We start from the raw sequence: 24,919 nt of genomic DNA, 5'->3' as shown, positions 1-24,919 counted from the left end.
TCGCGATGGGGAAATTCCAGGGCGTGATCAGGCCGACCACACCCACGGGCTCGCGCGTGATCTCCACGCCTATGCCCGGGCGCACCGACGGCAGGGTCTCGCCGGCCAGGCGCAGGCATTCACCCGCGAAGAACTTGAAGACCTGGCCCGCGCGGGCGACTTCGCCTATTGCCTCGGGGCGGGTCTTGCCTTCCTCGCGCGCGAGCAGGTCGCCGAGCTCTTCCTTGCGCACGAGGATTTCGCTGCCTATCTTGTCGAGCGCGTCGTGGCGCGCCTGGATGCCCGAGGTGCTCCAGGCCGGGAAAGCCGCCGCGGCGGCGGCAACCGCCGCCTGCAAATCCTCGGCACCGCCTTGCGCGTATTCGCCGATGACGTCGGAGAGATCGCCGGGGTTGGTATTCGGGGCGTAGTGGGCGGCAGCCGTCCACCGGCCGTTGATCAGGTTGTCGTAGCGGGCCATGGGTCTTCCTTCAGCGCGCCCAGCGCAGCACCAGCGGGTCCAGGCGATGCGCGATGTCGAGCAGCTGGCGGCGCACTTCAGGGTGCAGCGCGGGCCAGGGCGAGCGCGGCGCGTCGCAGGCGATCACGCCGCCGGCATGCATCAGCGCCTTCGCGGCGAGAAAGCCCGCCTGGCGGTTCTCGTGGTTGATCAGCGGCAGCCAGCGCTGGTACTGCGCGAACGCCTGGTCCTTGTCGCCGTTGCGGTGGGCCTCGATGATGGGGCGTATGCCGTCGGCAAAGCCGCCACCGGTCATCGCGCCCGTCGCGCCGGCTTCGAGGTCGGCAAGCAGCGTGATGCCTTCCTCGCCATCCCACGGGCCTTCGATGGCTTCGCCGCCCAGCGCGATCAGCTCGCGCAGCTTGCCCGCCGCGCCCGCGGTTTCCATCTTGAAATAGCTGACCTGCTCGATCTCCTTGGCCATTTTGGCCAGGAAAGCGGGCGGCAGCGGCGTGCCGGCGGCCGGGGCATCCTGGATCATGATGGGAATATCGATGGCATCGGACACGCCTTGGAAGAAGGCCTGGATCTGTGGCTCCCCGAAGCGGAAGGTCGCGCCGTGGTAGGGCGGCATGCACATCACCATGGCCGCGCCCATGTCCTGCGCGCGGCGGCTGCGCGCGGCGCAGACGGCGGTGCTGGTGTGCGTGGTGGTGACGATCACCGGCACGCGACCGGCCACCTGCTCGAGCACCAGGCGCGTGAGCGTTTCGCGCTCGTCATCGGCCAGCAGGAACTGCTCGGAGTAGTTGGCCAGAATGCACAGGCCGTCGACGCCCGAAGCTATCATGAAATCGACGCAGCGCTTCTGGCTGGCCAGGTCGAGCGTGCCGTCTTCGTGGAAGGTCGTGGGCACGACCGGGAAGATGCCACGGTAGCGGGGGTTGGAAAGTCCAGGCATGGCGCGGCTCCTTATTCAATGATGTCGAACTGGTCGAGGTATTCGGTCTTGAGCGTCAGGCCCAGGCCGGGAACGTCGTCGCGCAGCTGCAGGAAACCGTTTTCGGCGATGGGCTCGCCGTCGAAGATGTACCAGAACAGCTCGTTGCCGACTTCGACGTCGAAGATAGGGAAGTACTCGGCCATGGGCGAGGCCAGCGTGCTCATCGTCAGGTGGTAGTTGTGCATCTGGCCGGCGTGCGGAATCACCGGCACCGAATAGGCTTCGCACAGCGCGTTGATCTTGTGCGCGGCCGTGATGCCGCCGACGCGGTTGGTGTCGTACTGCACCACGCTCACGGCCTTTTTGTCGAGCAGTTGCTTGAAGCCGTAGAGGCTGAACTCATGCTCGCCGCCCGAGATCGGAATGATGTTCATGGCGTTGAGCTCGGCGTAGCCGTCGATGTCGTCGGCGATCACCGGCTCTTCCAGCCAGCGCGGCTCGTACTTGGCGAGCTTGGGCAGCATGCGCTTGGCGTATTCGAGGTTCCAGCCCATGTAGCACTCGAGCATCAGGTCGTTGTCGTAGCCGATCACTTCACGGATGGCTTCGACCGACTTGAGGTTCTCCTTGACGCCATGCTGCAGGTGGGCCGGGCCGTAGCCGAAGCGCATCTTGAACGCGGTGAAGCCCTGGTCCATGAACTGCTGCGCCTCGTCCTGCATTTGCTTGAGGTCGCCGCGGTAGAGCTTGGAGTAGTAGCAGGGGATCTTTTCCTTGGTGCGCCCGCCCAGCAGCTTGAACACCGGCTTGTTGACGCTCTTGCCCAGGATGTCCCAGATGGCCAGGTCGACGGCCGAGATCGCGGCCATGGTCACGCCCTTGCGGCCCCAGGCGTGGGTCGCGCGGTACATGCGCTGCCACAGGTATTCGTAATCCCACGGGTCCTGGCCGATGACCAGCGGCGCGAGGTACTGGTCGATGATGGCCTTGGCGATGGCCGGGGCCAGCGCGACATTGCCTATGCCGACGATGCCGTCATCGGTCTCGATCTCGACCACGGTCCACGAATGGAAACGGAAGGTGCTCATGCTCTCGGTGTTGGAGTACACCAGGTCCATGGCGTTGGAGCAGAAGTTGCCTTGCGGCGGAACGGTCTTGCCCTTCCATTGGAAAACACGGGCGCGTACGGACTTGATCTTCATAAAGACCTCTAGAAAAAATGGAGGGGACCGGGCGGCACGCGCCGCCCGGGGAATCAGGCGGTGGCCTGGGCGGCGCCCATGCGGGCCCGTCCCATGCGGCTGGCGATCAGCAAGGCCTGCCAGGTCGCCTCGACGCTCGCGCGCCCCTGGCCCGCGATGTCGTAGGCCGTGCCATGGGCCGGCGTGGTGATGGGAATCGGCAGGCCGCCCTGCACCGTCACGCCGCGCGAAAAGCCCAGCAGCTTGATCGCGATCTGGCCCTGGTCGTGGTACATCGTGACGATGGCCTGGTACTCGCCCGCCTGGGCCTTGAGGAAGATCGTGTCGGCCGGGAACGGGCCGTGGAACGGCGAGTCGCTGGGCCAGTCGCGCGCCTGCAGGTCACGCACGGCCGGCGCGATGGTGTCTATCTCTTCACGCCCGCAGGTGCCGCCGTCGCCGTTGTGCGGGTTGAAGCCCGCGATCGCGACCTTGGGCGCGGCGATGCCGCTGGCGCGCAGCGCGTTGTAGATGAGTTCCGCCGCCTGGGCGATGCGCTCCTGGCTCAGGTAGCTGGCGACATCCTTGAGCGGCACATGCGAGGAAATGCGCGAGGTCCAGAGATTGCCCAGCGTGTTGAACTCGCAGAAGTAGCCCTGCACACCGAGGTACTCGGCGAAGTGGTGCAGCTCGTCCTCATGGCGCAATCCGCCGAGCTTCATGGCCTGCTTGTTCAATGGCGCAAAGCAGATCGCGTCGATGTCGCCGGCCAGCGCCGCGTCCATGCACTGGTCGAGCACCTGCAGCACCGAACGCCCTCCCGCCGCGCCGACCTGGCCGGTCAGCACGTCGGCGGCGGCAATGCTGTCCACGGCAACAAAGGCCGGCAGCCGCGTGTCGGCGCGTTCACGCACCTGCGCCAGGCCGGCCAGCGGCGCCGTGGCCACCTGCACGCCGGCAATGCGCTGGCCCTGCTCCCAGAGCCAGGGGTCGGCTATCAGCACCAGATTGGCCTGCTGTGCGGCTTCGGGCTTGGCCAGCAGCCGGGCGATCAGTTCGGCGCCTATGCCGGCGGGGTCGCCCAGGGTCAGGGCAACGACGGGAAGGGGTACGGTAGACATGGCTCAGTCCAGTTTGATGTCGTTCTTGCGGATGATCTCGCCGAAGCGCTGGTATTCGGCGAGGTGGAAGGCGCCGAAGTCGGCCTGGGTCATGGCCCGCAGTTCGGCGCCCACGGCCTCGAGCCGGGTCCGGGTCTCGGCCATGGCGATGACCTTGTTGACTTCGTCATGCACCTTCTGCTGCACCGCCTTGGGCGTGGAAGCCGGCATGTAGATGCCGTACCAGGCACTGATTTCCACGCTGGGCAGGCCGGCCTCGGCCATGGTCGGCACCTGGGGCAGCTGGGGGTTGCGCTGGGGCGATGTCACGGCCAGCGCGCGCAGCTTGCCGGCCTTGATCTGGCCGATCACCGACGGCATGGTGTCGAAGCTCATCTGCACCTGGCCGCTGACCAGATCGACCAGCGCGGCAGAGCTGCCCTTGTAAGGCACATGGGTGATCGCGATGCCGGCCGCGTCCTTGAACACTTCGGCCGCGATGTGCTGGGTGCTGCCCGTGCCGCTGGTGGCGAAGTTGATATGGCCCGGATTCTTCTTTGCCATGGTCACCAGTTCCGCCACCGTGTTCGCCGGCACCGAATTGCCCACGACCAGCACATTGGGCACCGAGCCTACAAAGGCCACGGGCACCAGATCCCGGTTGTTGTCGTAGCCCAGCTTGAGCAGGTGGGGCGCGATCGCATGGGCCGTGACCACGCCCATGACCATGGTGTGGCCGTCGGTGGATTTGGCGGTGACGTCGACGGCCATGGTGTTCGAGACGCCGGGGCGGTTTTCAACCAGCACCGGCTGCTTGAGCAGCGGCGCGAGCCGGTCGGCCACGGCGCGCGCCATGGCGTCGGTGCCGCCGCCCGGCGCCGAGCCCACGAGCATGCGCACCGGCCGCGTGGGCCAGTTGACGGTATCCTGCGCCTGCACGGCGGCGGGCAGCAGGCAGGTTCCCCAGACCGCGGCGGCGGTCAGCAGATGGCGTCTTTGCATCTTTGTCTCCATTTTTATAGTGGTAGCTGCATCGTAGGCAAGGTATTGATATCCGTATATTCAATGTTTTTGATAGATTGATAACCTGAGGAAATCAGGAGCCAACCATGGGATCCATAGACAAGCGCGACAACACACCGCAGTTGCTCAACCGCCTGCGCATGCGCCAGGTCGCGTTGATGCTGGCCATAGAGGAGCGCCAGACACTGCGCGCCGCGGCCGCGCAACTGGGCCTGAGCCAGCCCGCGGCGACCAAGATGCTGCATGAGCTCGAGGACGCGCTGGGCCAGCCGCTGTTCGAGCGCGTGGGCCGGCAGCTGCAGCGCAACGCCGCGGGCGACCGGGTGTTCGACTACTTCCGCGCGATGCGCGGCAGCATGGAAGCGCTCAACCGCGAACTGGCCGAGCTGCGCCAGGGCAGCGCGGGCCGGCTGGTCGTGGGCAGCATCATGGCGGCCTCGCCCGGCAGGCTGACCCGCGCCCTGCTCGACCTCAAGCAGCAGTTGCCGCTGCTCGAGATGGAAGTCGCCGTCGACACCAGCGACCGCCTGCTGACCCAGCTGCACGAAGGCGTGCTCGAAGTGGTGGTCGGGCGCATGGCGTCCGCGTCCGCGGCCGAGTGCATCTTCCGGCCTATCGACGACGAAAGCCTGGCCTTCATCGTGCGCAACGAGCACCCGCTGCTGGCGCTGCCCCAGGTCAGCTTCGAAGACCTGCAGCGCTACGGCTGGGTGCTGCAGCCGCCGGGCAGCCCGATGCGCGCGCTGATCGAGCAGGAATTCCGCGAGCACTGCACGCCGCTGCCGCGCGGCCTGATCGAGACCGGCTCCATCCTCACGACCATCAACCTGGTGCGCGGCTCGGACATGCTGGGCGTCATTCCGCAGACCGTGGGTGCGCTCAACGACGCCTGCGGCATGCTGCGCATCGTTCCCTACACCTTGCGCCACAAGCTCGAATCCTATGGCAGCCTGGTGCGCCGCGACCGGCCGCTGAGCCGGCCCGCGCAGCAGTTCCTGGAGCTGCTGCACCGGGCCGAGCCGGACGCCGGCCACTGACGCTCAGGCCTGCTGCGCCACCGCGGCGCGCGCGCCCAGGCGGCTTGCGAGCCACAGCCCGATCGCCGAGGCCGCGCCCGTCACCACCCAGGTCGCATGCCAGCCGCCGGCCTGGGCCGCGACCCAGGCGACCAGCGGCGGGCCCAGGAACTGGCCCGTGGCCGAGCATTGCTGGACCCAGCCCATGGTCGTCGACACCGTCTGCGCATTCGGCGCGAGGCGCACGACCAGCGAGAACAGGGTGCCCGGCACCATGCCGCCCGCGGCCGAGAACAGCAGCACGGCCGCGTAGCGCAGCTGCGGCGCCTCGCCCAGCAGCGGGCTGAATGTCAGCAACGCCGTCAGCGCCATGCTGCCAAAGCCCCAGAACAGCAGCCGCTGCGCGGCCTGCCCGCGCAGCAGCAGCCGGCCCGCCACGACATTGCCGATGATGTTCATCGCGCAGACCAGCGCCGTCAACGCGCCCGCGGCCGCTGCGCCCACACCCGCCTGCGCATAGACCGACGGCAGAAAGCCTATCACCGCCAGCCACTGGCTCGAATACATCGCGAACGCCAGCGCCACCAGCCATGGGCCGGGGCTGGCAAGCGTCACGCGCAGGCGCTGCCCCCAGCCCTGGGACGCGGCGGCCACCGGCCCCGCAGGGGCCGCCGCGGCAAGGGCCGCCCCGGCATTCCGCACGCCCAGCACCAGCCAGAGCGCCATCGCCGCCGACAGCGCGCCCAGCAGCCCCCACCAGGCCTGCCAGCCCCAGGCCGCCATGAACAGCGGCCCGCACAGCAGCGCCAGCGCCGCGCCGGCGGGCATGTAGGCGCCCCACAGGCCGAGGAACGACGGCAGCTGCCGCGCCGGCACCAGTTGCCGTATCAGGCTGGGCGCGGCCAGCACCACCAGCAAAAAGCCCAGCCCTTCGACGGCCCGCAGCACCAGCAGGTCGGCGGGCGCACGCGCCCAGATGCCGGCAAGGCTCGCGGCGCTGAGCGTGAGCTGCCCGATCAGCATGCTGCGGCGCAGCCCCAGGCCGTCGACCGCCACGCCCAGCAGCACGCCAAGCAGCATGCCGGCCAACTGCACCATGGACAGCAGAAAGCCGGCCTCGACCAGCGTCAGGCCCAGCGCCTGCTGCAGCACCGGAATCGCCGGCGGAATCTTGCCGATGTGCAGCGCTGCCGTGACCCCGGCCAGGATGACGGCAATCGCGGCTGGTGTGGAATGGGTTTTCAGGGCGCCGGCCACGGTGACATCAGTCAAGCGCTTGCTTTCCCGCCAGCTCCCACAGCGCTTCGGCCTTGTCCGACATCACCGCGCGCTGGCGGTACATGCGTATCTCCACCGGAATGTTCAGGGCCTGGGGGCCCGCGCCCACCAGGGAACCGTTGGCCAGTTCGGCCTCGATCAGCGACTGCGGCAGCCAGGCGATGCCGCGGCCCTCGAGCGCCATGGTCTTGAGCAGCACCGCGTGGTGGGCGGTGAAGACTTCCTGCAATTCGTAATCCGCGTTGCTCCTGCCCGCCCTGGCCATGTTGGGGCGCAGCTGCGCGCGCATGATGCGGCCCAGGCCCGAGTCCTGACTGTAGGCCAGCATGGGAACAGGCGCCGCGTTGCCTATCGCGTGCAAGGCCTTGGCCCGCGTGCCGTCGGGATGCGGCACCGACACCGGCAGCAGCACTTCGCTGCCCAGCCGCAGCACCGGGTACTCCTGCTCGTCGAGCCGGCCCGGCACGTCCTTGTGCCCATGGCACAGCACGAACTGCACGCGCCGCTGGAACATCAGGAATTCGCAGCTGCGCGAGCTGTCCGACATGGTCTGCAGCGAGCCGATGTGCAGCCGCGACTCTATGCCCGTGAGCCAGCGCGGAAAGAAAGTGAGCGACAGCGAGTGCGTGGCCGCGAAGCGCAGCGTCGACTCCTCCTGGTCATGCGCGGCCCGGGCCTTGATGCGCGCGGCTTCCAGATCGCCCAGCACGCCCTCTAGCAGGGGCAGGAAACGCTGGCCCGCGGCCGTGAGCGCGGCCGGATGCGCGCTGCGGTCAAAAAGATCGACGCCCACCCACTCCTCGAGCCCGCGGATATGGCGGCTGAACGCCGGCTGGGCGATCGCGCGCGCCTCGGCGGCGCGCGAGAAGTTGCCGCTTTCGGCGAGGGCCATGAAGTCTTCCAGCCACTCGAAGTCTAGATTGCGATTGCCTGGTCCCATGCGCTGCGCCCGGTGTCTTCCACGAAGTGGATAGTTGTATGCATTTCTAGTATTGGCGCCGTTTTGCGCTCTGGGAAATGATCACTCCGCAGACCCACAAAGCCAACGCCAGGAGACTATACATGCCATCGATTGCCAACTACAAAGGGATCATCCCCGCCATTTCCTGCCCGTTCACGCCCGATCACCGCATCGACGAACCGGCGCTGCGCAAGCTCGCATCCTGGCTTGCGGGCCATGACGGCGTGGTCGCCATCATGACCAACGGCCACACCGGCGAAGTGTTCTCGCTGACCCCGGGCGAACGCGCCGAAGTCACGCGCATCGTCGCCGACGAACTCAAGGGCCGCATGCCCGTGATCTCGTCCATCGTCTGCGAAGGCCTGGCCGAAGCCGCCGAGCATGCACGCGCCGCCCAGGCCGCGGGCGCCGTGGCGCTGGACGTGATGCCGCCCCACCACTGGCTGCGCTTCGGCTTCACGCCCGAGCACGCGCTGCAGTACTTCGACGCCATCCACCAGGCCGCGCCCGGGCTGGACCTGGTGTGCCATGTCTACCCCGCATGGACGCGTGCCTCGTACTCGTGCGAGCTGCTCGCCCAGCTGGCCAAGCTGCCCTACCTGCAGGCGTTCAAGGTCGGCCAGCGCGACATGAACAAATATGCGCGCGACATCCAGGCGATACGCGAAGCCGACCCGAGCAAGGCCATCCTGACCTGCCACGACGAATACCTGCTGGCCTCGATGGTGCAGGGCGTCGATGGTGCGCTGGTCGGCTTCGCCACCTTCATTCCCCAGCTGATCATCGACCTGTGGAACGCCGTCAAGGCCGGCGACCTGAAGAAGGCCATGCAAGTGCAGGCCATCATCACCCCGCTCAAGGACGCGGTCTACGGCGGCGGCGAGCCCACGGGCGAGGCCCATGCGCGCATGAAGGGCGGCATGTACCTGGCCGGCGTAATCGACGACGCCACCGTGCGCCCGCCCACCGAAGCGCCGAATGAAAAGGAGACCGCCGCACTGCGCGCCGCCGTGCAGCAGGCCGGACTGCTCAAGCGCTGACAGCCACTTCGCTCGCCGTGGCGCACAACGATGCCACGGCCATGGACTTCCTAAAAAACAGCAGGAGACAAAGACATGCAACGCAAGAACTTCATCCGCGGCGCGCTCGGCGCCATCACCCTGGCCATCGCCGGCGCCGCGTCGGCCCAGGCCTATCCCAACAAGGCCGTCAAGGTCGTGATCCCGTTTCCGCCGGGCGGCACGCTCGACGTCGTGGGCCGCCAGCTCGCGCAAAAGCTCAGCGAGCAGATGGGCCAGGCCTTCATCATCGAGAACCGCCCCGGCGGCAACGGCGTGATCGGCGGCGACGTCGTGTCCAAGGCGCCGGCCGACGGCTATACCCTGCTGTTCAACGCCTCGACGTTTACCACCGCACCCATGACCATGAAGTCCGTGCCCTATGTGGTGAACCGCGACTTCGCCCCTGTGGCGCTGGTCGCCAAGGCGCCGCTGTCGGTCGCCGTGAACAAGAACCTGCCGATCACCGACATCAAGTCGCTGATCTCCTATGCCCAGGCCCACCCGGGAAAGATGTCGTTTGCCGTGGGCTCGATAGGCTCGGCCGGCCACCTGTCGACCGAGCTGCTCAAGCGCGCCGGCAAGCTCGACTATCTGATCGTTCCCTACAAGGGCACGGCGCCGGCCTTCCAGGACCTGATAGGCGGCCAGATCGACGGCTTCATCGACCCCATCCTGGGCTCCTTGCAGTACCACAAGAGCGGCATGCTGCGCGTGGTCGCCGTGACCTCCGCGGAGCGTGCGGCCAGCCTGCCCGACGTTCCCACCGTGGGCGAAACCATTCCCGGCTACGAGTTCTACAGCTGGTACGGTCTCTGGGGCCCGGCCAGGCTGCCGGCCGAGATCGTCACGAAGCTCAATGCCGAAGTCAACAAGGCGCTGGCCGGCGACATGAAGGACAAGCTCAGGGAACAAGGCATTCTGATCACCACCGGCAGCGCGGAAGACTTCGCCCGCTTCCAGAAGCAGGACATGGAACGCTCGCAGAAGATCGTGACCGAGGGGAACATCCGTGTCGAATGAGGCAAGGCAGCTGCACGCCGTCGTCACGGGCAGCAGCGGCGGCATAGGCCAGGCCGTCTGCGACGACCTGCTGGCCGCGGGCTGGCGCGTCACCGGCGTCGACCTCTCTGCGCCGACGATCCAGCATGCGTCGTTCACGCACCAGCCCCTTGATCTGACCGACGGCGCCAAGACGCAGGCCCTGGCCGCAGGTCTTGCCGATGTCGACGCCCTGGTGCATGCGGCAGGCGTGCTGCGCGTGGGCCCGCTGGGCCAGCTCGATGCGGCAGCCGGTGCGCTGATGTGGCAGCTCCATGTCGATGCCGGCTCGCGGCTTGCCGACGCGCTGGTGCCAGCCATGGCCCAACGCGGGTTCGGGCGCGTGGTCTTTATCGGCAGCCGCGTGGCCCAGGGCCTGCCCGGGCGCGGCCAGTACGCGGCCACCAAGGCCGCGGTCATCGCCCTGGCGCGCAGCTGGGCCGTGGAAGTCGCGCCGCGCGGCGTCACCGTCAACGTGGTCTCGCCGGGCGCGACGGCCACGCCCATGCTCAAGGACCCGGCGCGCGCGGGCAGCGCGCCGCGCATGCCGCCCATGGGCCGCCTGGTCGAGCCCCGGGAGATCGCCGCGCTGGTCAGCTACCTGCTGTCGCCCGCGGCAGCGGCCATCACCGGCCAGAACCTGAATATCTGCGGCGGCGCCTCGCTGTCGCAATGAACGTCAACCTGTACAGAGAACAGCAGCCATGAGAATCGTCAACATCATCGAGTCGACCCGCCCCATCAAGTCCGACATCCGCAACGCCTACATCGACTTCTCCAAGATGACGCTGAGCCTCGTGGCGGTGGTCACGGATGTGATCCGCGACGGCCAGCCGGTCATAGGCTACGGCTTCAACTCCAATGGCCGCTATGGCCAGGGCGCGCTGATGCGCGAGCGCTTCATTCCGCGCGTGCTCGAAGCCGATCCCGCGACGCTGGTCGACGCCAGCGGCGAGAACCTCGATCCGCACAGGATCTGGGCCTGCATGATGACCAACGAGAAGCCCGGCGGCCACGGCGAGCGCTCGGTGGCCGTGGGCACCATCGACATGGCGATCTGGGATGCCGTTGCCAAGATCGAAGGCAAGCCGCTGTTCGAGCTGCTGGCCCAGCGCTACGGCACGGGCACGCCCAATCCGCGCGTCTTTGTCTACGCCGCCGGTGGCTACTACTACCCGGGCAAGGGCCTGGACAAGCTCAGGCAGGAAATGGAAAGCTATCTCGAACGCGGCTACTCGGTGGTGAAGATGAAGATAGGCGGCGCGCGCATTGCCGAAGACTGCGAACGCATAGAGTCGGTGCTCAAGATCCTGGGCCCTGGCCAGCAGCTCGCGGTCGATGCCAACGGCCGCTTCGACCTGCAGACCGCCGTAGCCTACGGCAAGGCGCTGGCGCAATACCCGCTGTTCTGGTACGAGGAAGCCGGCGACCCGCTGGACTACGAGCTGCAGGCCAAATTGGGCGAAGTCTACAAGGGGCCCATGGCCACGGGCGAGAACCTGTTCTCCATGCAGGATGCGCGCAACCTGATACGCCACGGCGGCATGCACCCCGAACGCGACTACCTGCAGTTCGACTGCGCTCTAAGCTACGGCCTGGTCGAATACCTGCGCACGCTGGACATGCTCAAGGAAAACGGCTGGTCGCCCAGCCGCTGCATACCCCATGGTGGCCACCAGATGTCGCTGGCGATTGCCGCCGGCCTGGGCCTGGGCGGCAATGAAAGCTACCCCGACCTGTTCCAGCCCTATGGCGGCTTCCCCGACGGCGTGAAGGTCGACAACGGCTATGTGACGCTGCCCGCGCTGCCGGGCATCGGCTTCGAGGGCAAGTCGGATCTGATCAGGGAAATGCTGGCGCTGACGCGCTGAGCGGCTGCGCGGCTGCGCGGCTGCGCGGCTGCGCGGCTGCGCGGCTATCTGACCTCTTTTTTGGCCCCAAACGTTGGCGTGTCCCTTGCTTGAGTTGGGCTGATATGCCGGCAAAATCCAGCAAGATCAACTGGACGCCAACACCATGAGCGAATACCAATACTACGAGTTCGCGGCCATCGACAGGCCGTTGACCCGTGACGAGATGGCCGAACTTCGCGCCATCTCCACCAGAGCCGCCATCACACCCAGCGGTTTCACCAATCACTACGAATGGGGCGACCTCAAGGCCGACCCCGCCGACTGGATGCAGCGTTATTTCGATGCCTTTGTCCACTCGGCCAATTGGTGCAGTTGTCAGCTATCACTGCGGCTGCCGAAGGCCGTTTTCCGCAAGGCCGAACTGGAGCCTTTCGCCAGTCCGTTTGCGCTGTCGATTGAACCCAGCAATACACACTGGATTCTCCGTTGGACGCTGGCGGAAAGCGAAGACTATGACCGCTTTGCAGAAGACGATGGCGCCGGCTGGATGCCCAGGTTGATGCCTTTGCGTGACGAGCTGATGCGCGGCGATTTGCGCCCCCTGTACCTGGGGTGGCTGGCCGCTGGCGACGCCTTGCGCGACGACACGCTGGAGCCGGAAGTTCCATCCGGTCTGACAGAACTGTCGCCTGCACAGCAGGCATTGGCCGAGTTTTTGGAAATCGACCCGGATCTGCTGGAGGCCGCCAGCATGGGCAGCGCTGCGGCCACGCCGCAGTACGAGGAGACGCAGCATATCTCCATCTGGCTGGATACCTGGCAGACAGCGGACATGCAGGATGTGCTCAAGCGAATTGCATTGGGGCAAGGTCAAGAGGCTGAGCGGCAGGTGAAGTCGCACCACGCTGCGTGGCTGAAAGCACAGCGCCCGGCACCTTCGGGGACATCTAGGCGCAGGGTGATGGAACTGCGTGAGCTGGCGCAATCGGCTGCGGCGACCAGACGGGCTCGCGAAGCCCAGGTGCATGCGAAACGCGAGGCTGAACGCCGGCAGCAGCGCGAGGCCGAACTACGCCAGATAATGGATGCGCAGGACACATACTGGAAATCGGCGGACGAACAGGCATCTCTCGGCATCGCGTCCAGCTACGAACAAGCGGTACGCATTCTGAAGGATCTGGCCGAAGGGCATGCATTGGTTGCCAGTCCCGAAACTTTCGATCGCCAGTTGCGGCGCTTTCTTGTTCCTCACGCCAGGCGGGCGGCCTTGCTGCGTCGTCTTGCCAATGCGGGCCTGTGGTCGGGATAAAACGCTGGCGATGACTGGCCGCGACGACGAACTCGCCCGCCTTCGTGCCGGGAACGCAGGCCTGGCCGGACGGCTCGAAGTGCACGGCATCGCCTGATCACTTCCCGATGCAGAAACTGGAGAAGATCACGCCCAGCAGATCGTCGGACGTGAACTCTCCGGTGATGGCATTGAGCGCGTTCTGCCCCAGGCGCAGCTCTTCGGCCAGCAGGTCCAGGTGCGGGCCGGCCGCGCGCAGTTGCGCTGCGGCCTGGTCCAGATGCTGGCCCACGGCCTGCAGCGCCTCGACGTGGCGCGCACGCGCCAGGTACAGGCCTTCGGGCGCCGACTGCCAGCCCGCGACTTCGAGCAGGCGCCGGCGCAGCGCATCCAGGCCGTCGCCGGTGCGCGCCGACAGGCGCAGGCCCTCGGCCGCGGCCAGCATCTCGGCGCTGGCCGAATCGGTCTTGTTCCAGACATCGATCACCGGCACCTGGGCCGGCAGCCGCTGGGCCAGCGTGGCGCGGATCGCGTCGTCGCCCGCGCGGTAGTCGCCCTGATCCTGGCGCGTGAGGTCGTGCAGGAACAGCACGGCGTCGGCCGCGGCAATCTCGTCCCAGGCGCGTGAAATGCCTATGCGCTCCACCGTATCGTCGCTGTCGCGCAGCCCCGCGGTGTCGATCACATGCAGCGGCACGCCTTCGATCTGAATCGTCTGCTGCACCTTGTCGCGCGTGGTGCCCGCAATCTCGGTGACGATGGCGAGTTCTGCGCCCGCCAGCGCGTTGAGCAGCGAGCTCTTGCCCGCATTGGGCTGGCCGGCAATCACCACCTTGATGCCTTCGCGCAGCAGCGCGCCCTGGTGGGCGCGCGCGAGCACGCCCGCGAGCGACTGCTGCAGGCGCTCGAGCTGGCCGCTGGCATCGGCCTGCTGCAGGAAGTCGATGTCCTCTTCGGGGAAATCAAGCGTGGCTTCGACCAGCATGCGCAGCCGCACCAGCGCGTCGCGCAGCGTATGGATCTCCTGCGAGAACGCGCCCGACAGCGAGCGGCTGGCGCTGCGCGCCGCGGCTTCGGTGCTGGCATCGATCAGGTCGGCAATCGCCTCGGCCTGGGCCAGATCGATCTTGTCGTTGAGAAACGCGCGCTCGGTGAACTCGCCGGGCTGCGCCAGGCGCAGACCCGGCAGGCAGGCCTGGCCCGGGCCTTCAGCTTCGGCCGCGGCTTCGAGGCAGCGTGCCAGCAGCAGCTGCAGCACCACCGTGCCGCCATGCGCCTGCAGCTCGAGCACGTCCTCGCCGGTATAGCTGTGCGGGCCGGGGAAGAACAGCGCCAGGCCATGGTCTATGGGCTGGCCCTTGGCGTCGCGCAGCGGCAGGTAGGTCGCTTCGCGCGGTTTGAGGGCGCGCCCGCACAGCCGCTGCACCAGCGGCGCCAGGCCCTTGCCGGAAACCCGCACGATGCCCACGGCACCTCGACCGGGGGCTGTGGCAATGGCGGCAATGGGTTGGTCGTGGCGGGGGAGCATGGCGGGAGTCTTTAAAAATTAAGAGGAGGCGCCCCTCGTTCGTCCTGAGCCTGCCTAGCCGGCCGCGTCGAAGGATGAACGGCCTGGGGTCAAGGCATGAGGACGGGGCGTTCATGGTACGACGGGCGCGCCTAGCGAAGCTCACCACGAACGGTCAGCAGCCAGTGCCAGGCATGATAGCGGCACCTGAAACCTGTGGATAACCAGTGCACAAACAACCACGGCCGCAAAAGCGGCCGTGGCGGTCAGAGGGAGTGACCTCTGTCAATGATTCATCGCGCGTGCGCCGCCCTTGGCATGTGCAACTGGCGCGGCCCAGCTCAGGGGCAGCGAGCAAGGGCCACCCCGCAGCGAGGCTGCCGTCCCCCTGGGGGGAAGCCGCGTGAGCGGCTCAGGGGGGATCACTTGAACTTCGGCAGATTGAACTGGGGAGGCACGCCCATGCGGGTGTTGATCAGCCATTGCTGGGCGATCGACAGAATGTTGTTCGTCAGCCAGTACAGCACCAGGCCGGCGGGGAAGAAGAAGAACATCACGCTGAACATCAGCGGCATGATCCACATCATCTTGGCCTGCATCGGGTCCGGCGGCGCGGGGTTGAGCGCGGTCTGCAGCAGCGAGCTCAGCGTCATCAGCACGGGCAGGATGAAGTACGGGTCAGGCGACGACAGGTCGGTGATCCAGCCAATCCAGGGCGCGTTGCGCATTTCGACGCTCGACAGCAGCACCCAGTACAGCGCAATGAACACCGGGATCTGGATGATGATGGGCAGGCAGCCGCCCATGGGGTTGACCTTCTCCTCGCGGTAGATGCGCATCATCTCCTGCTGCATCTGCTGCGGCTTGTCCTTGAGGCGCTCACGCATCTCCATGATCTTGGGGTTGATGGCCTTCATCTTGGCCATGCTGGAATAGGCCTTGGCGTTCAACCAGTAGAACAGGATCTTGAGCACCAGCACCAGGCCGACGATGGACCAGCCCCAGTTGCCCAGCAGGCTATGGATCTGGTCGAGCAGCCAGTACAGCGGCTTGGCCATGATGGTCAGCCAGCCATAGTCCTTGACCAGCTCCAGGCCCGGGGCCAGGGTTTCGAGCGTCTTCTCGAGTTGCGGGCCGACAAACAGCCTGGCTTCGATGCTCTTGCTCTGGCCGGCTTCGACCGTGCCCAGGGGCGTGATCATGCCCACCGTATACAGGTTGTCGCTGACCTTGCGTGCGAAGATGTCGCGCTGCAGGCCATCGGCGAGCAGCCAGGCGCTGGCGAAGTAATGCTGCACCATGGCCACATAGCCATTGGTCGCGGTCTTCTCGAACTCGGCCTTGCCTTTTTCGATGTCCTTGAATTCGACCTTCTGGTACTTCTTGGCTTCGGTGTACACGGCCGGGCCGGTGAAGGTCGAGTACATGCTCGACTCGCCCGCAGGCGCATTGCCGTCACGCACCAGTTGCACGTACAGCTGCGGGTTGATCGAGGTCTCGCCGGCATTGACCACTTCATGGCGCACGGCGATGTCGTAGGCGCCGCGCTGCAGCGTATAGGTCTTGACCAGCTTCACGCCGCCGACATCAGCCGACTCGAAGCGGATCTGCAGTTCGTTCTGGCCGTCCTGCAGGGTCGTGGGACCGGGCACCAGCTGCATCGCCGTCTTGTGGTTGGGGAAGCTGCCGCCGATCAGGCCGGTCTCGGCCATGTAGACGCGCTGCGCGCTTTCGTCGAACAGCACGAAGGACCTGGTCTTGTCGGCCATGTCCGCGTACTTGCGCATCTCCGCGTGCTTGAGCGTGCCACCCTGGGTGTCAAACGTCAGCGAAAGCACATCGGTCGTGACCTGAACGTTCTCGCGGGTCGACGCAGGGGCTGCAACGGGCGCGCCGCCAGGAACCTGGCTGCTGTCGGCCGTCACAGGTGCGGACGATGGCACCGTGGACGCACCGGGCGTCACGGGTGCCAGCGGCGCGGCGACCGGCACGGTCACGGGTGCGGGGAAGAAAGTGGCCTGTTTGCCGTTGTGAACTTGCCACTTGTCCCATAGCAAGACCATGGCAAAGGCAAATATCACCCACAGGATGGTGCGGCGAATGTCGTTCATGAAGACTTCTTTGAAGAAGGTTGGGTGGTCGAAGAAGAAGGCTGGCAGCAGGCAAACAGCCGGGGCGTTTGCGATGGAACCGGATCATGACCGCCATCACACCATGGATGGCAACGCGCCAGCCGGCGCAGGGTCAAATAGCTGCCCGCGGCCGCGCCATGCTGCCCGAGGGCATCGAGCGCATAGGCAGAGCAGGTGGGCTCGAAACGACAGGCCGAGCCTATCCAGGGACTCAAGGTCAGGCGGTAGAGCCGCACCAGGCCCATGAGCAGCCGGCGCATCATGGCGCAGCCTTCTCGGCCGCGGCTTTGGCTGCGACCGTAGCCATGGCCCCGGTCGCAGCAGCCGGCCGTGCCGCTGCCGGCGCGCACTGGCGGCGCACGGCATAGGCGAAAAGCTGCTGCAGTTCCGCGCGAATGGCCTGCTTCAACGGCTCGGACGTCGCGCTGATGAACTGCTTGCGGTCGAAAGTCGCACGCAGGCGCACCACATAGGCGGCGCGGGCGAGCTGCGGCGCGTATTCATCGCCGAGCACGTAGACCTGTCGCTGTATGGCGTGGCGGGTCACCGAGCGCTTGGCCCAGCGTTTGGGCGCCATCGCGCCGAGCCAGGAACCCGACTCGGCCGAGACCACGCCGAACAGGGCCTGCGGGGCTTGCACAGAAGGCAAGCCGCCGGGCCCTGAGGGAGGCGTCTGAGGCACATCCACATCGAGTACCAGGCGGTGCAAGGCGAAGTGCGGGGTACGGGAGACAATGCCTCCCGCCATCGCAGCCTGGAACTGCGGACGCGTTTTCAGCCGTTGCATACGCGGCACCTCCGTGGAGGAGCCCAAGGGGTGAACCGATGGGCAGGCGCCAAGAATGGCCTTAGACAGCCAGACGCTTGCGACCCTTGGCGCGACGTGCGTTGATCACAGCGCGGCCGCCCTTGGTCTTCATGCGAACGAGGAAGCCGTGGGTACGGGCGCGACGTGTCTTGGAGGGTTGGTAAGTACGTTTCATGGTGTTGTTCCTTGAGGAGGTTCAGATTCGCACCGGGCCGGCAAAAAGCCGCCTTCCGGCAACACCCGCCAACCGCAAAAAACAGCCGGCCGGGCCATATCACCCTGAACACATTCAGGGAAACCCGCGATTATCTCCACATTCGATCCATGTTGCAATGACCTTTTTCAAAGCAGGTCAGCCATTTGTCGCAGCGAGAGTTGAGGACAACCACCTGATATTTTGTGGATAAGTCCTTGAAAAGCTACAATCGGTGCCCCGCAACTGTTCCTCTATCCACAACAAGACACTGACAATGACCGAGGAACCTAACAACGACGCTGGCCAAGGCCTGTGGCAGGTCTGCGTGGAGCAGCTGGGGCAGGATCTGCCCGAACAGCAGTTCAATACCTGGATCAAGCCGCTGACCGCCCAGGTAGCGGAAGACTTTTCAAAGGTCACGGTATACGTGGCCAACCGCTTCAAGCTCGACTGGATTCGTGCGCAATATGCCGGGCGTATTTCGGCAATGCTCGAAGCCCTGTACGGCCAGCCCGTCACGCTGGAGTTAGCACTCGCTCACAGAGAATCGGTGACGCGCACTTACGTGCGCCCGTTTTCCCCCGACCGTCCCGGCCCCCAGGAAACGCACCAGGTCACGAGCAGCGCCGCCCAGGAAGAACCTGCGGCGCCGGTGTTCCGCACCCGCCTGAACGCCGCCCTGACCTTCGACACGCTGGTCGAAGGCACGGCCAACCGCATGGCGCGCTCGGCGGCAATGCACGTCGCGGGCTCGCCCGGTCATCTGTACAACCCGCTGTTCATCTACGGCGGCGTGGGCCTGGGCAAGACCCATTTGATGCATGCGGTGGGCAACCAGCTGCTTGCCGACAAGCCTGACTCCAAAGTTCTCTACATCCATGCCGAGCAATTCGTCTCGGATGTGGTCAAAGCCTACCAGCGGCGTACTTTCGACGAGTTCAAGGAGCGCTACCACTCGCTCGATCTGTTGCTGATTGACGACGTGCAGTTCTTCGCCAACAAGGACCGCACGCAGGAAGAATTCTTCAACGCCTTCGAAGCGCTGCTGGCCAAGAAGAGCCACATCGTGATGACCAGCGACACCTACCCCAAGGGCCTGGCCAACATCCACGAACGCCTGGTGTCGCGCTTCGATTCGGGCCTGACGGTGGCCATCGAGCCGCCCGAGCTCGAGATGCGCGTCGCGATCCTGATCAACAAGGCCCGCGCCGAAAGCGCCGACATGCCCGAGGAAGTCGCTTTCTTCGTCGCCAAGAACGTGCGCTCCAACGTGCGCGAGCTCGAAGGCGCGCTGCGCAAGATCCTGGCCTACTCGCGCTTCAATCAGAAGGAAGTCTCGATCCAGCTGGCGCGCGAAGCCTTGCGCGACCTGCTGTCGATACAGAACCGCCAGATTTCGGTGGAAAATATCCAGAAGACGGTCGCGGATTACTACAAGATCAAGGTCGCCGACATGTACAGCAAGAAGCGCCCGGCCAGCATTGCCCGGCCGCGCCAGATTGCGATGTACCTGGCCAAGGAACTGACGCAGAAAAGCCTGCCCGAAATCGGCGAGCTGTTCGGCGGACGCGACCACACCACGGTACTGCATGCGGTGCGCAAGATCGCCGCCGAGCGCCAGCAGCTCACGGAACTCAACCAACAGTTGCACGTGCTGGAGCAGACGCTCAAAGGCTAGGGCGCAACGCCCTCGCGATCCACTCCCAGAAATGCTGCGCGACAGGGCAAAATATGCGGTGGGGTGGCGCGAGGGCCCAACCCCTATAAATCGCACAGTAGCAGCGACCGTACCCCCATTTACTAAAGGTTGACATGATCGTCCTGAAGGCAACACAAGACAAGGTTCTCGCAGTTCTGCAGTCGGTGTCCGGCATCGTCGAACGCCGTCACACACTGCCCATCCTGGCCAATGTGCTGATCCGCAAGACCGGCAACGCGCTGCAGCTCACCACCAGCGATCTCGAGATCCAGATCCGCACCACCGCCGAACTCGGCGGCGACACCGGCGACTTCACGACCACCGTGGGCGCGCGCAAGCTGATCGACATTCTCAAGACCATGCCCGGCGACCAGACCGTGGCGCTGGAAACCAGCCAGAACAAGATTCTGCTCAAGGGCGGCAAGAGCCGCTTCACGCTGCAGACCCTGCCCGCCGAAGACTTTCCGCTGGTACAGGAAGCGGCCGCTTTCGGCCCGTCGTTCAGCGTGCCGCAGAAGGTCCTCAAGGACCTGCTGGGCCAGGTCTCGTTCGCGATGGCCGTGCAGGACATCCGCTACTACCTCAATGGCATCCTGTTCGTCGCCGAAGGCAAGACGCTGAGCCTGGTCGCGACCGACGGCCACCGCCTCGCGTTCTCCAGCGCCACGCTCGACGTCGAAGTGCCCAAGCAGGAAGTCATCCTGCCGCGCAAGACCGTGCTCGAGCTGCAGCGCCTGCTGTCCGACGTGGGCGGCGACAACCAGCCCCACATCGAGATGCAGTTCGCCAACAACCAGGCGAAGTTCACGTTCGGCGGCATGGAATTCGTGACCAAGCTGGTCGAGGGCAAGTTCCCCGACTACAACCGCGTGATTCCCAAGAACCACAGCAACAGCGTGACCCTGGGCCGCGCGCCGCTGCTCGCCAGCCTGCAGCGCACCGCCATCATGACCAGCGACAAGTTCAAGGGCGTGCGCCTCACGCTCGAGCCCGGCACGCTGCGCGTGGCGTCGAACAACGCCGAGCAGGAAGAGGCCGTGGACGAACTCGACATCGACTACGGCGGCGACACGATTGAAATCGGCTTCAACGTGACCTACCTGATCGACGCACTGACCAACATGGGCCAGGACATGGTGAAGATCGACCTCGCCGACGGCAACAGCTCCGCGCTGCTGACCATCCCCGGCAACGAGTTCTTCAAATATGTCGTCATGCCGATGCGCATTTGAGCCGCCAGGCCCAACGCATCGTGACCCCTCGCGCGGCAAATGCCTGTTGTCCACAGCATTTGCCGCCGTTACTACTCCATTGAATTTTCTGGAAACTTCGTTTCCTCCGGATCGCAAGGCTTTTCCCAATGACCGCTGACACAACGCTGCCCGAACCCCAAGGCGACTCGATCGAGCCGGCCCACAAGATCGACGCCCAGCAGGCCGGCGCCAGCGAAGGCTACGGCGAAGGCGCGATCCAGATCCTCGAAGGCCTGGAAGCGGTGCGCAAGCGCCCCGGCATGTACATCGGCGATACCTCCGACGGCACGGGCCTGCACCACCTGGTCTTCGAAGTCGTGGACAACTCCATCGACGAAGCGCTGGCCGGCCACTGCGACGACATTCTGGTCACCATCCATGCCGACGATTCCCTATCGGTGATCGACAACGGCCGCGGCATTCCCACAGGCGTGAAGATGGACGACAAGCACGAGCCCAAGCGCTCGGCCGCTGAAATCGCGCTGACCGAGCTGCATGCCGGCGGCAAGTTCAACCAGAACAGCTACAAGGTCTCGGGCGGCCTGCACGGCGTGGGTGTGTCCTGCGTGAATGCGCTGTCGTCTTGGCTCAAGCTCACCGTGCGCCGCGAAGGCCAGGCCTACGAAATCGACTTCGCGCGTGGTTTTGTCCAGAACCGGCCGCTGGAAGTCATCAACGGCGTCGAAGTCTCGCCGATGCGCATCATCGGCCCCAGCGACAAGCGCGGCACCAAGGTGCACTTCCTGCCCGACACCGAGATCTTCACGCAGAACAACGATTTCCACTACGACATCCTGGCCAAGCGCCTTCGCGAGCTGTCCTTCCTGAACAACGGCGTGCGCATCCGCCTCAAGGACGAACGCTCGGGCAAGGAAGACGACTTCTCCGGCGCCGGTGGCGTGCGCGGCTTCGTCGGCTTCATCAACGCCACCAAGAAGGTGCTGCACCCCACGGCGTTCTATGCCACGGGCACGCGCCCGGCAGAATCCTATGGCGGCATTCCCGGCACCGAGATCGGCGTCGAAGTCGCCATGCAGTGGAACGACGGCTACAGCGAACAGGTGCTGTGCTTCACCAACAACATCCCGCAGCGTGACGGCGGCACCCACCTCACGGGCCTGCGCGCGGCGATGACGCGCGTCATCGGCAAGTACATAGAGCAAAACGAGCTGGCCAAGAAGGCCAAGGTCGAAGTCACGGGCGACGACATGCGCGAAGGCCTGTGCTGCGTGCTCAGCGTCAAGGTGCCCGAGCCCAAGTTCTCCAGCCAGACCAAGGACAAGCTGGTGTCCAGCGAAGTGCGCGCGCCGGTGGAAGACATCGTCGCCAAGACGCTGTCCGACTTCCTGCAGGAGCGCCCCATCGACGCCAAGATCCTCTGCGGCAAGATCATCGAAGCCGCGCGCGCCCGCGAAGCCGCGCGCAAGGCGCGTGAAATGACGCGCCGCAAGGGCGTGCTCGACGGCATGGGCCTGCCCGGCAAGCTCGCCGACTGCCAGGAAAAAGACCCGGCGCTGTGCGAAATCTACATCGTCGAGGGCGACTCCGCCGGCGGCTCCGCCAAGCAGGGCCGCGACCGCAAGTTCCAGGCCATCCTGCCGCTGCGCGGCAAGATCCTGAACGTCGAGAAGGCGCGCTACGAAAAGCTGCTCGCGAGCCAGGAAATCATCACGCTGATCACGGCCCTGGGCACCGGCATCGGCAAGGCCAGCGCCGAATCGGGCAAGAGCAGCAGCGACGACTTCGACCCCGCCAAGCTGCGCTACCACCGCATCATCATCATGACCGACGCCGACGTCGACGGCGCCCACATCCGCACGCTGCTGCTGACCTTCTTCTACCGCCAGATGCCCGAGCTGGTCGAAGCCGGCCACATCTACATCGCCCAGCCGCCGCTGTACAAGGTCAAGAGCGGCAAGGAAGAGCTCTACCTCAAGGACGGCCCGGCGCTCAACAGCTACCTGCTGCGCATCGCGCTCAACCACGCCAGCGTCACCACCGGCGGCGCCGAGCCGCGCACGCTCGAAGGCGAAGAACTGGCCAAGCTGGCCTACATGCACCTGGCCGCCGAATCGGTGATCGAGCGCCTGTCGGCCTTCATGGACGCCGAAGCCCTGCGCGCCATCGCCGACGGCGTGCAGATCAAGCTCGACACCCTCGAGGAAGCCCAGGCCTGCGCTCCCATCCTGGAAGCCAAGCTGCGCGAACTCACCACCACCGGCGTGCCCGCCGAAGTGGCCGGCGAAATTGACCCGCAGACCGACAACCCGGTGCTGCGCATCAGCCGCCACCACCACGGCAACATCAAGAGCTCCATCCTCACGCAGGACTTCGTGCGCAGCCACGACTACGCCGCCCTCGCGGACGAAGCCCAGCACTTCAACGGCCTGCTGTCCGAAGGCGCCAAGGCCATGCGCGGCGAAGGCGACAAGGCCAAGTCGGAAAAGGTGGGCGACTTCCGCCAGGCCATGCAATGGCTGCTGTCCGAAGCCGAACGCACGACCAGCCGCCAGCGCTACAAGGGCCTGGGCGAAATGAACCCGGCCCAGCTGTGGGAAACCACCATGGACCCGAACGTGCGCAGCCTGCTGCAGGTTCAGGTCAATGACGCCATCGAAGCCGATCGCGTGTTCACCATGCTGATGGGCGATGAGGTCGAACCTCGCCGCCACTTCATCGAGAACAATGCGCTGCGGGCGGGGAATATTGACGTTTGAGGGGGTGATGCAACGAGCGGGGTGCTGGTAGGCAAGGCTGGGGTTTAAGCCCTATGGCCATCCGCCAGGAATCTGCTGCAAGGCCCATCACATCTTCCATAAAAACAGCCGCTTCTGCACTGCTCCCCAAAAGTTGGACACCCATCCAGCTCTTGGGGAGTTTTTCATGGCGAATATGGCGAGGGGTTCAGGCGAGCCATCGTTCTGAGATATCTGTCAGGTCTCGAAGGAGTCAACGCTCTGACCGTCAGGCACGGCGTGCACAAGGCCATGATTGAAGGTGGGATCGCAGGCAACGAGCAGCACGCAGGCGCTGCGCAAGAAATTCAAGTTCAAGCTGTCCGTGCTGCAGCGGATGAACCAAGAGATTCTTCACGGTCCACAACCCTGCCCTTTCTTTCCAAACAGCCATTGCTACTGATTCTGGATGCCGCTCTCCTTGATCACACGGCCCCATTTGGAAATCTCGACCGCAAGATGATCGGCAAGGGCCAGACGCGAGCCCCCAAGCGGCATCGCGCCCATGCTGGTCAGACTTTTTGCCACATCGGGCTCGAGCAGGATATCGTTGATTTCTGCATTGAGGCGATCAAGGATTGCTGTCGGCGTTCCCTTGGGTGCAAGCAACGCGAACCATGTCGATGACTGCAACTTCGGATACCCGAGTTCCGTGGTCGTAGGAACATCCGCCAGCGCTTGAGAACGCGATGGCGACATGACCGCCAAGGCCCGCAGCTTTCCAGCCTTCACCTGTCCAACCACTCCAGGCACGAGCTGGAACATCGCCTGTATCTCATTGGCCATCAGATTCGTTACGGCCTGCCCAGGCGCGGCATAGGGCACATGGACCAATTGCACACCCGTTTCTCGCTTGAAAAGCTCCCCTGCCAGATGCATGGAACTGCCATTGCCCGAGGATCCGAAATTCAGGCTTCCAGGATGGCTCTTCGCGAAATGGACAAACTCTGTCAGGTCGTGCGCGGGAAGCGCATTGTTGACGACCAGGATGTTAGGCACATCGGCAACCAGGGCAATGGGGGCAAAGCTTTTCTGCGGATCAAAGGGCAGGTTGCGAAAAAGATGGGGGCTGACAGCGAGGGTTCCGGCCCAGGAGAACAGCAATCTGTATCCGTCGGCGGGAGCCGCCGCTGCAGCCGCCGCACCAATGTTGCCGTTGGCCCCACCCCGGTTGTCCACAATCACGGCGGTCTTCAGCCTTTTCCCCAGGCGATCGGCAACCAGGCGCGCAATCGCATCACCTGTGCCACCACCAGCAGGTGCTGGAACAATGATCTGTATGGGCTTATCGGCGGCGGGCCATTCGGCCGCCAAGGCAGGCGCCGTCAAACCAGTGGCAAGCATCCAGGTCAATGCAACAGAAGAGAGAGAATTTCGCATGGTTTGCCTCATTGAATAATTTTCAGTA

At 65.2% G+C, this 24,919-nt stretch carries 22 protein-coding genes; 9 read left to right on the top strand and 13 right to left on the bottom strand.

The features are described from left to right. The 5 genes from GVL12_RS16855 to GVL12_RS16835 all read right to left on the bottom strand — a co-directional run. The coding region (locus tag GVL12_RS16855; RefSeq protein ID WP_159916097.1) for an aldehyde dehydrogenase family protein at positions 1 to 460 on the bottom strand (460 nt) is incomplete at its 3' end. Positions 461 to 470: 10 nt separating this feature from the next. Continuing rightward, complete coding sequence (locus GVL12_RS16850; protein WP_159916095.1) at positions 471 to 1,400, bottom strand: dihydrodipicolinate synthase family protein; 930 nt, start codon at positions 1,398 to 1,400, stop codon at positions 471 to 473. Between the two features lie 11 nt (positions 1,401 to 1,411). Then, the gene (locus tag GVL12_RS16845) at positions 1,412 to 2,584 is read right to left on the bottom strand and encodes an L-rhamnonate dehydratase (RefSeq protein ID WP_159916093.1); all 1,173 of its coding nucleotides are present in this window, start codon (positions 2,582 to 2,584) and stop codon (positions 1,412 to 1,414) included. 53 nt (positions 2,585 to 2,637) lie between these two features. Next, the gene (locus tag GVL12_RS16840; RefSeq protein ID WP_159916091.1) at positions 2,638 to 3,684 is read right to left on the bottom strand and encodes a 4-hydroxythreonine-4-phosphate dehydrogenase PdxA; all 1,047 of its coding nucleotides are present in this window, start codon (positions 3,682 to 3,684) and stop codon (positions 2,638 to 2,640) included. A 3-nt stretch (positions 3,685 to 3,687) separates the two neighbouring features. After that, positions 3,688 to 4,665 carry a tripartite tricarboxylate transporter substrate binding protein gene (locus GVL12_RS16835; protein ID WP_159916089.1) on the bottom strand — a complete coding sequence of 326 codons (978 nt, stop codon included), beginning with the start codon at positions 4,663 to 4,665 and terminating at the stop codon, positions 3,688 to 3,690. A gap of 107 nt (positions 4,666 to 4,772) precedes the next feature. Here GVL12_RS16835 and GVL12_RS16830 point away from each other — a divergent pair, with 107 nt between their 5' ends. Beyond that, positions 4,773 to 5,723, top strand: coding sequence for a LysR family transcriptional regulator (locus GVL12_RS16830; RefSeq protein ID WP_159916087.1), 951 nt, complete (start codon positions 4,773 to 4,775; stop codon positions 5,721 to 5,723). A gap of 3 nt (positions 5,724 to 5,726) precedes the next feature. On the opposite strand, the gene GVL12_RS16825 is transcribed toward GVL12_RS16830, so the two are convergent. Together GVL12_RS16825 and GVL12_RS16820 are read right to left on the bottom strand one after the other, a co-directional pair. Continuing rightward, complete coding sequence (locus GVL12_RS16825) at positions 5,727 to 6,974, bottom strand: CynX/NimT family MFS transporter (protein ID WP_200843830.1); 1,248 nt, start codon at positions 6,972 to 6,974, stop codon at positions 5,727 to 5,729. After that, entirely contained in the window at positions 6,967 to 7,920 is a 954-nt protein-coding gene (locus tag GVL12_RS16820) for a LysR family transcriptional regulator (RefSeq protein WP_159916085.1), read from the bottom strand. Before GVL12_RS16820 ends, GVL12_RS16825 begins: the two co-directional genes overlap by 8 nt. Before the next feature lie 122 nt (positions 7,921 to 8,042). Between GVL12_RS16820 and GVL12_RS16815 the strand changes: the two genes are divergently transcribed. From GVL12_RS16815 to GVL12_RS16795, 5 genes are all read left to right on the top strand, one after another. Next, positions 8,043 to 8,981, top strand: coding sequence for a dihydrodipicolinate synthase family protein (locus GVL12_RS16815; protein WP_159916083.1), 939 nt, complete (start codon positions 8,043 to 8,045; stop codon positions 8,979 to 8,981). Positions 8,982 to 9,056: 75 nt separating this feature from the next. Next, positions 9,057 to 10,022: a tripartite tricarboxylate transporter substrate binding protein gene (locus GVL12_RS16810; RefSeq protein ID WP_159916081.1), complete on the top strand. Its 966-nt coding sequence runs from the start codon at positions 9,057 to 9,059 to the stop codon at positions 10,020 to 10,022. Further along, positions 10,012 to 10,716: an SDR family NAD(P)-dependent oxidoreductase gene (locus GVL12_RS16805; protein WP_159916079.1), complete on the top strand. Its 705-nt coding sequence runs from the start codon at positions 10,012 to 10,014 to the stop codon at positions 10,714 to 10,716. The genes GVL12_RS16810 and GVL12_RS16805 overlap by 11 nt, the downstream gene beginning before the upstream one ends. 28 nt (positions 10,717 to 10,744) lie before the next feature. After that, positions 10,745 to 11,911 carry a mandelate racemase/muconate lactonizing enzyme family protein gene (locus tag GVL12_RS16800; RefSeq protein WP_159916077.1) on the top strand — a complete coding sequence of 389 codons (1,167 nt, stop codon included), beginning with the start codon at positions 10,745 to 10,747 and terminating at the stop codon, positions 11,909 to 11,911. Positions 11,912 to 12,056: 145 nt separating this feature from the next. Further along, positions 12,057 to 13,202: a hypothetical protein gene (locus GVL12_RS16795; protein ID WP_159916075.1), complete on the top strand. Its 1,146-nt coding sequence runs from the start codon at positions 12,057 to 12,059 to the stop codon at positions 13,200 to 13,202. A 97-nt stretch (positions 13,203 to 13,299) separates the two neighbouring features. Here the strand turns inward: GVL12_RS16795 and mnmE are convergent, their stop codons facing one another. The 5 genes from mnmE to rpmH form a co-directional block, all read right to left on the bottom strand. Beyond that, positions 13,300 to 14,709, bottom strand: a complete 1,410-nt coding sequence (gene mnmE / locus GVL12_RS16790; protein ID WP_159916073.1) for a tRNA uridine-5-carboxymethylaminomethyl(34) synthesis GTPase MnmE — start codon at positions 14,707 to 14,709, stop codon at positions 13,300 to 13,302. A 401-nt stretch (positions 14,710 to 15,110) separates the two neighbouring features. Then, on the bottom strand, positions 15,111 to 16,799 hold the full coding sequence (yidC, locus tag GVL12_RS16785) for a membrane protein insertase YidC (RefSeq protein WP_159916071.1): 1,689 nt from the start codon (positions 16,797 to 16,799) through the stop codon (positions 15,111 to 15,113). Beyond that, entirely contained in the window at positions 16,796 to 17,083 is a 288-nt protein-coding gene (yidD, locus tag GVL12_RS16780; protein ID WP_159916069.1) for a membrane protein insertion efficiency factor YidD, read from the bottom strand. The genes yidC and yidD overlap by 4 nt, the downstream gene beginning before the upstream one ends. Continuing rightward, positions 17,080 to 17,607, bottom strand: a complete 528-nt coding sequence (locus GVL12_RS16775) for a ribonuclease P protein component (protein WP_159916067.1) — start codon at positions 17,605 to 17,607, stop codon at positions 17,080 to 17,082. The genes yidD and GVL12_RS16775 overlap by 4 nt, the downstream gene beginning before the upstream one ends. A gap of 61 nt (positions 17,608 to 17,668) precedes the next feature. After that, a complete protein-coding gene (gene rpmH / locus GVL12_RS16770; protein ID WP_012207856.1) occupies positions 17,669 to 17,803 on the bottom strand; it encodes a 50S ribosomal protein L34 in 135 nt (44 codons plus the stop codon). Positions 17,804 to 18,098: 295 nt separating this feature from the next. Between rpmH and dnaA the strand changes: the two genes are divergently transcribed. The 3 genes from dnaA (at position 18,099) to gyrB (ending at position 23,493) form a co-directional block, all read left to right on the top strand. After that, a complete protein-coding gene (gene dnaA / locus GVL12_RS16765; protein ID WP_159916065.1) occupies positions 18,099 to 19,502 on the top strand; it encodes a chromosomal replication initiator protein DnaA in 1,404 nt (467 codons plus the stop codon). A 134-nt stretch (positions 19,503 to 19,636) separates the two neighbouring features. Next, positions 19,637 to 20,755, top strand: coding sequence for a DNA polymerase III subunit beta (gene dnaN / locus GVL12_RS16760; RefSeq protein ID WP_159916063.1), 1,119 nt, complete (start codon positions 19,637 to 19,639; stop codon positions 20,753 to 20,755). A 128-nt stretch (positions 20,756 to 20,883) separates the two neighbouring features. After that, a complete protein-coding gene (gene gyrB / locus GVL12_RS16755; protein WP_159916061.1) occupies positions 20,884 to 23,493 on the top strand; it encodes a DNA topoisomerase (ATP-hydrolyzing) subunit B in 2,610 nt (869 codons plus the stop codon). Positions 23,494 to 23,907: 414 nt separating this feature from the next. Here the strand turns inward: gyrB and GVL12_RS16750 are convergent, their stop codons facing one another. Further along, positions 23,908 to 24,891, bottom strand: coding sequence for a tripartite tricarboxylate transporter substrate binding protein (locus GVL12_RS16750; protein ID WP_159916060.1), 984 nt, complete (start codon positions 24,889 to 24,891; stop codon positions 23,908 to 23,910). Positions 24,892 to 24,919 lie beyond the last annotated feature (28 nt).

Source organism: Pantoea sp. 18069 (assembly GCF_902706035.1).
Taxonomy (GTDB): domain Bacteria; phylum Pseudomonadota; class Gammaproteobacteria; order Burkholderiales; family Burkholderiaceae_C; genus Comamonas.
Note: the sequence above shows the minus strand (reverse complement) of the source record. Positions and strands in the feature narration are given on the sequence as shown.

Bases quoted from the DNA above. Each gene is read 5' to 3' on its own strand.
- GVL12_RS16840 (WP_159916091.1), bottom strand. From the start codon at position 3,684: ATGTCTACCGTACCCCTTCCCGTCGTTGCCCTGACCCTGGGCGACCCC.
- yidC (WP_159916071.1), bottom strand. From the start codon at position 16,799: ATGAACGACATTCGCCGCACCATCCTGTGGGTGATATTTGCCTTTGCC.
- GVL12_RS16810 (WP_159916081.1), top strand. From the start codon at position 9,057: ATGCAACGCAAGAACTTCATCCGCGGCGCGCTCGGCGCCATCACCCTG.
- GVL12_RS16800 (WP_159916077.1), top strand. From the start codon at position 10,745: ATGAGAATCGTCAACATCATCGAGTCGACCCGCCCCATCAAGTCCGAC.
- GVL12_RS16830 (WP_159916087.1), top strand. From the start codon at position 4,773: ATGGGATCCATAGACAAGCGCGACAACACACCGCAGTTGCTCAACCGC.
- dnaA (WP_159916065.1), top strand. From the start codon at position 18,099: ATGACCGAGGAACCTAACAACGACGCTGGCCAAGGCCTGTGGCAGGTC.
- GVL12_RS16795 (WP_159916075.1), top strand. From the start codon at position 12,057: ATGAGCGAATACCAATACTACGAGTTCGCGGCCATCGACAGGCCGTTG.
- GVL12_RS16775 (WP_159916067.1), bottom strand. From the start codon at position 17,607: ATGCAACGGCTGAAAACGCGTCCGCAGTTCCAGGCTGCGATGGCGGGA.
- GVL12_RS16815 (WP_159916083.1), top strand. From the start codon at position 8,043: ATGCCATCGATTGCCAACTACAAAGGGATCATCCCCGCCATTTCCTGC.
- GVL12_RS16820 (WP_159916085.1), bottom strand. From the start codon at position 7,920: ATGGGACCAGGCAATCGCAATCTAGACTTCGAGTGGCTGGAAGACTTC.
- GVL12_RS16750 (WP_159916060.1), bottom strand. From the start codon at position 24,891: ATGCGAAATTCTCTCTCTTCTGTTGCATTGACCTGGATGCTTGCCACT.
- gyrB (WP_159916061.1), top strand. From the start codon at position 20,884: ATGACCGCTGACACAACGCTGCCCGAACCCCAAGGCGACTCGATCGAG.
- GVL12_RS16835 (WP_159916089.1), bottom strand. From the start codon at position 4,665: ATGCAAAGACGCCATCTGCTGACCGCCGCCGCGGTCTGGGGAACCTGC.
- GVL12_RS16845 (WP_159916093.1), bottom strand. From the start codon at position 2,584: ATGAAGATCAAGTCCGTACGCGCCCGTGTTTTCCAATGGAAGGGCAAG.
- GVL12_RS16850 (WP_159916095.1), bottom strand. From the start codon at position 1,400: ATGCCTGGACTTTCCAACCCCCGCTACCGTGGCATCTTCCCGGTCGTG.
- mnmE (WP_159916073.1), bottom strand. From the start codon at position 14,709: ATGCTCCCCCGCCACGACCAACCCATTGCCGCCATTGCCACAGCCCCC.
- yidD (WP_159916069.1), bottom strand. From the start codon at position 17,083: ATGATGCGCCGGCTGCTCATGGGCCTGGTGCGGCTCTACCGCCTGACC.
- dnaN (WP_159916063.1), top strand. From the start codon at position 19,637: ATGATCGTCCTGAAGGCAACACAAGACAAGGTTCTCGCAGTTCTGCAG.
- rpmH (WP_012207856.1), bottom strand. From the start codon at position 17,803: ATGAAACGTACTTACCAACCCTCCAAGACACGTCGCGCCCGTACCCAC.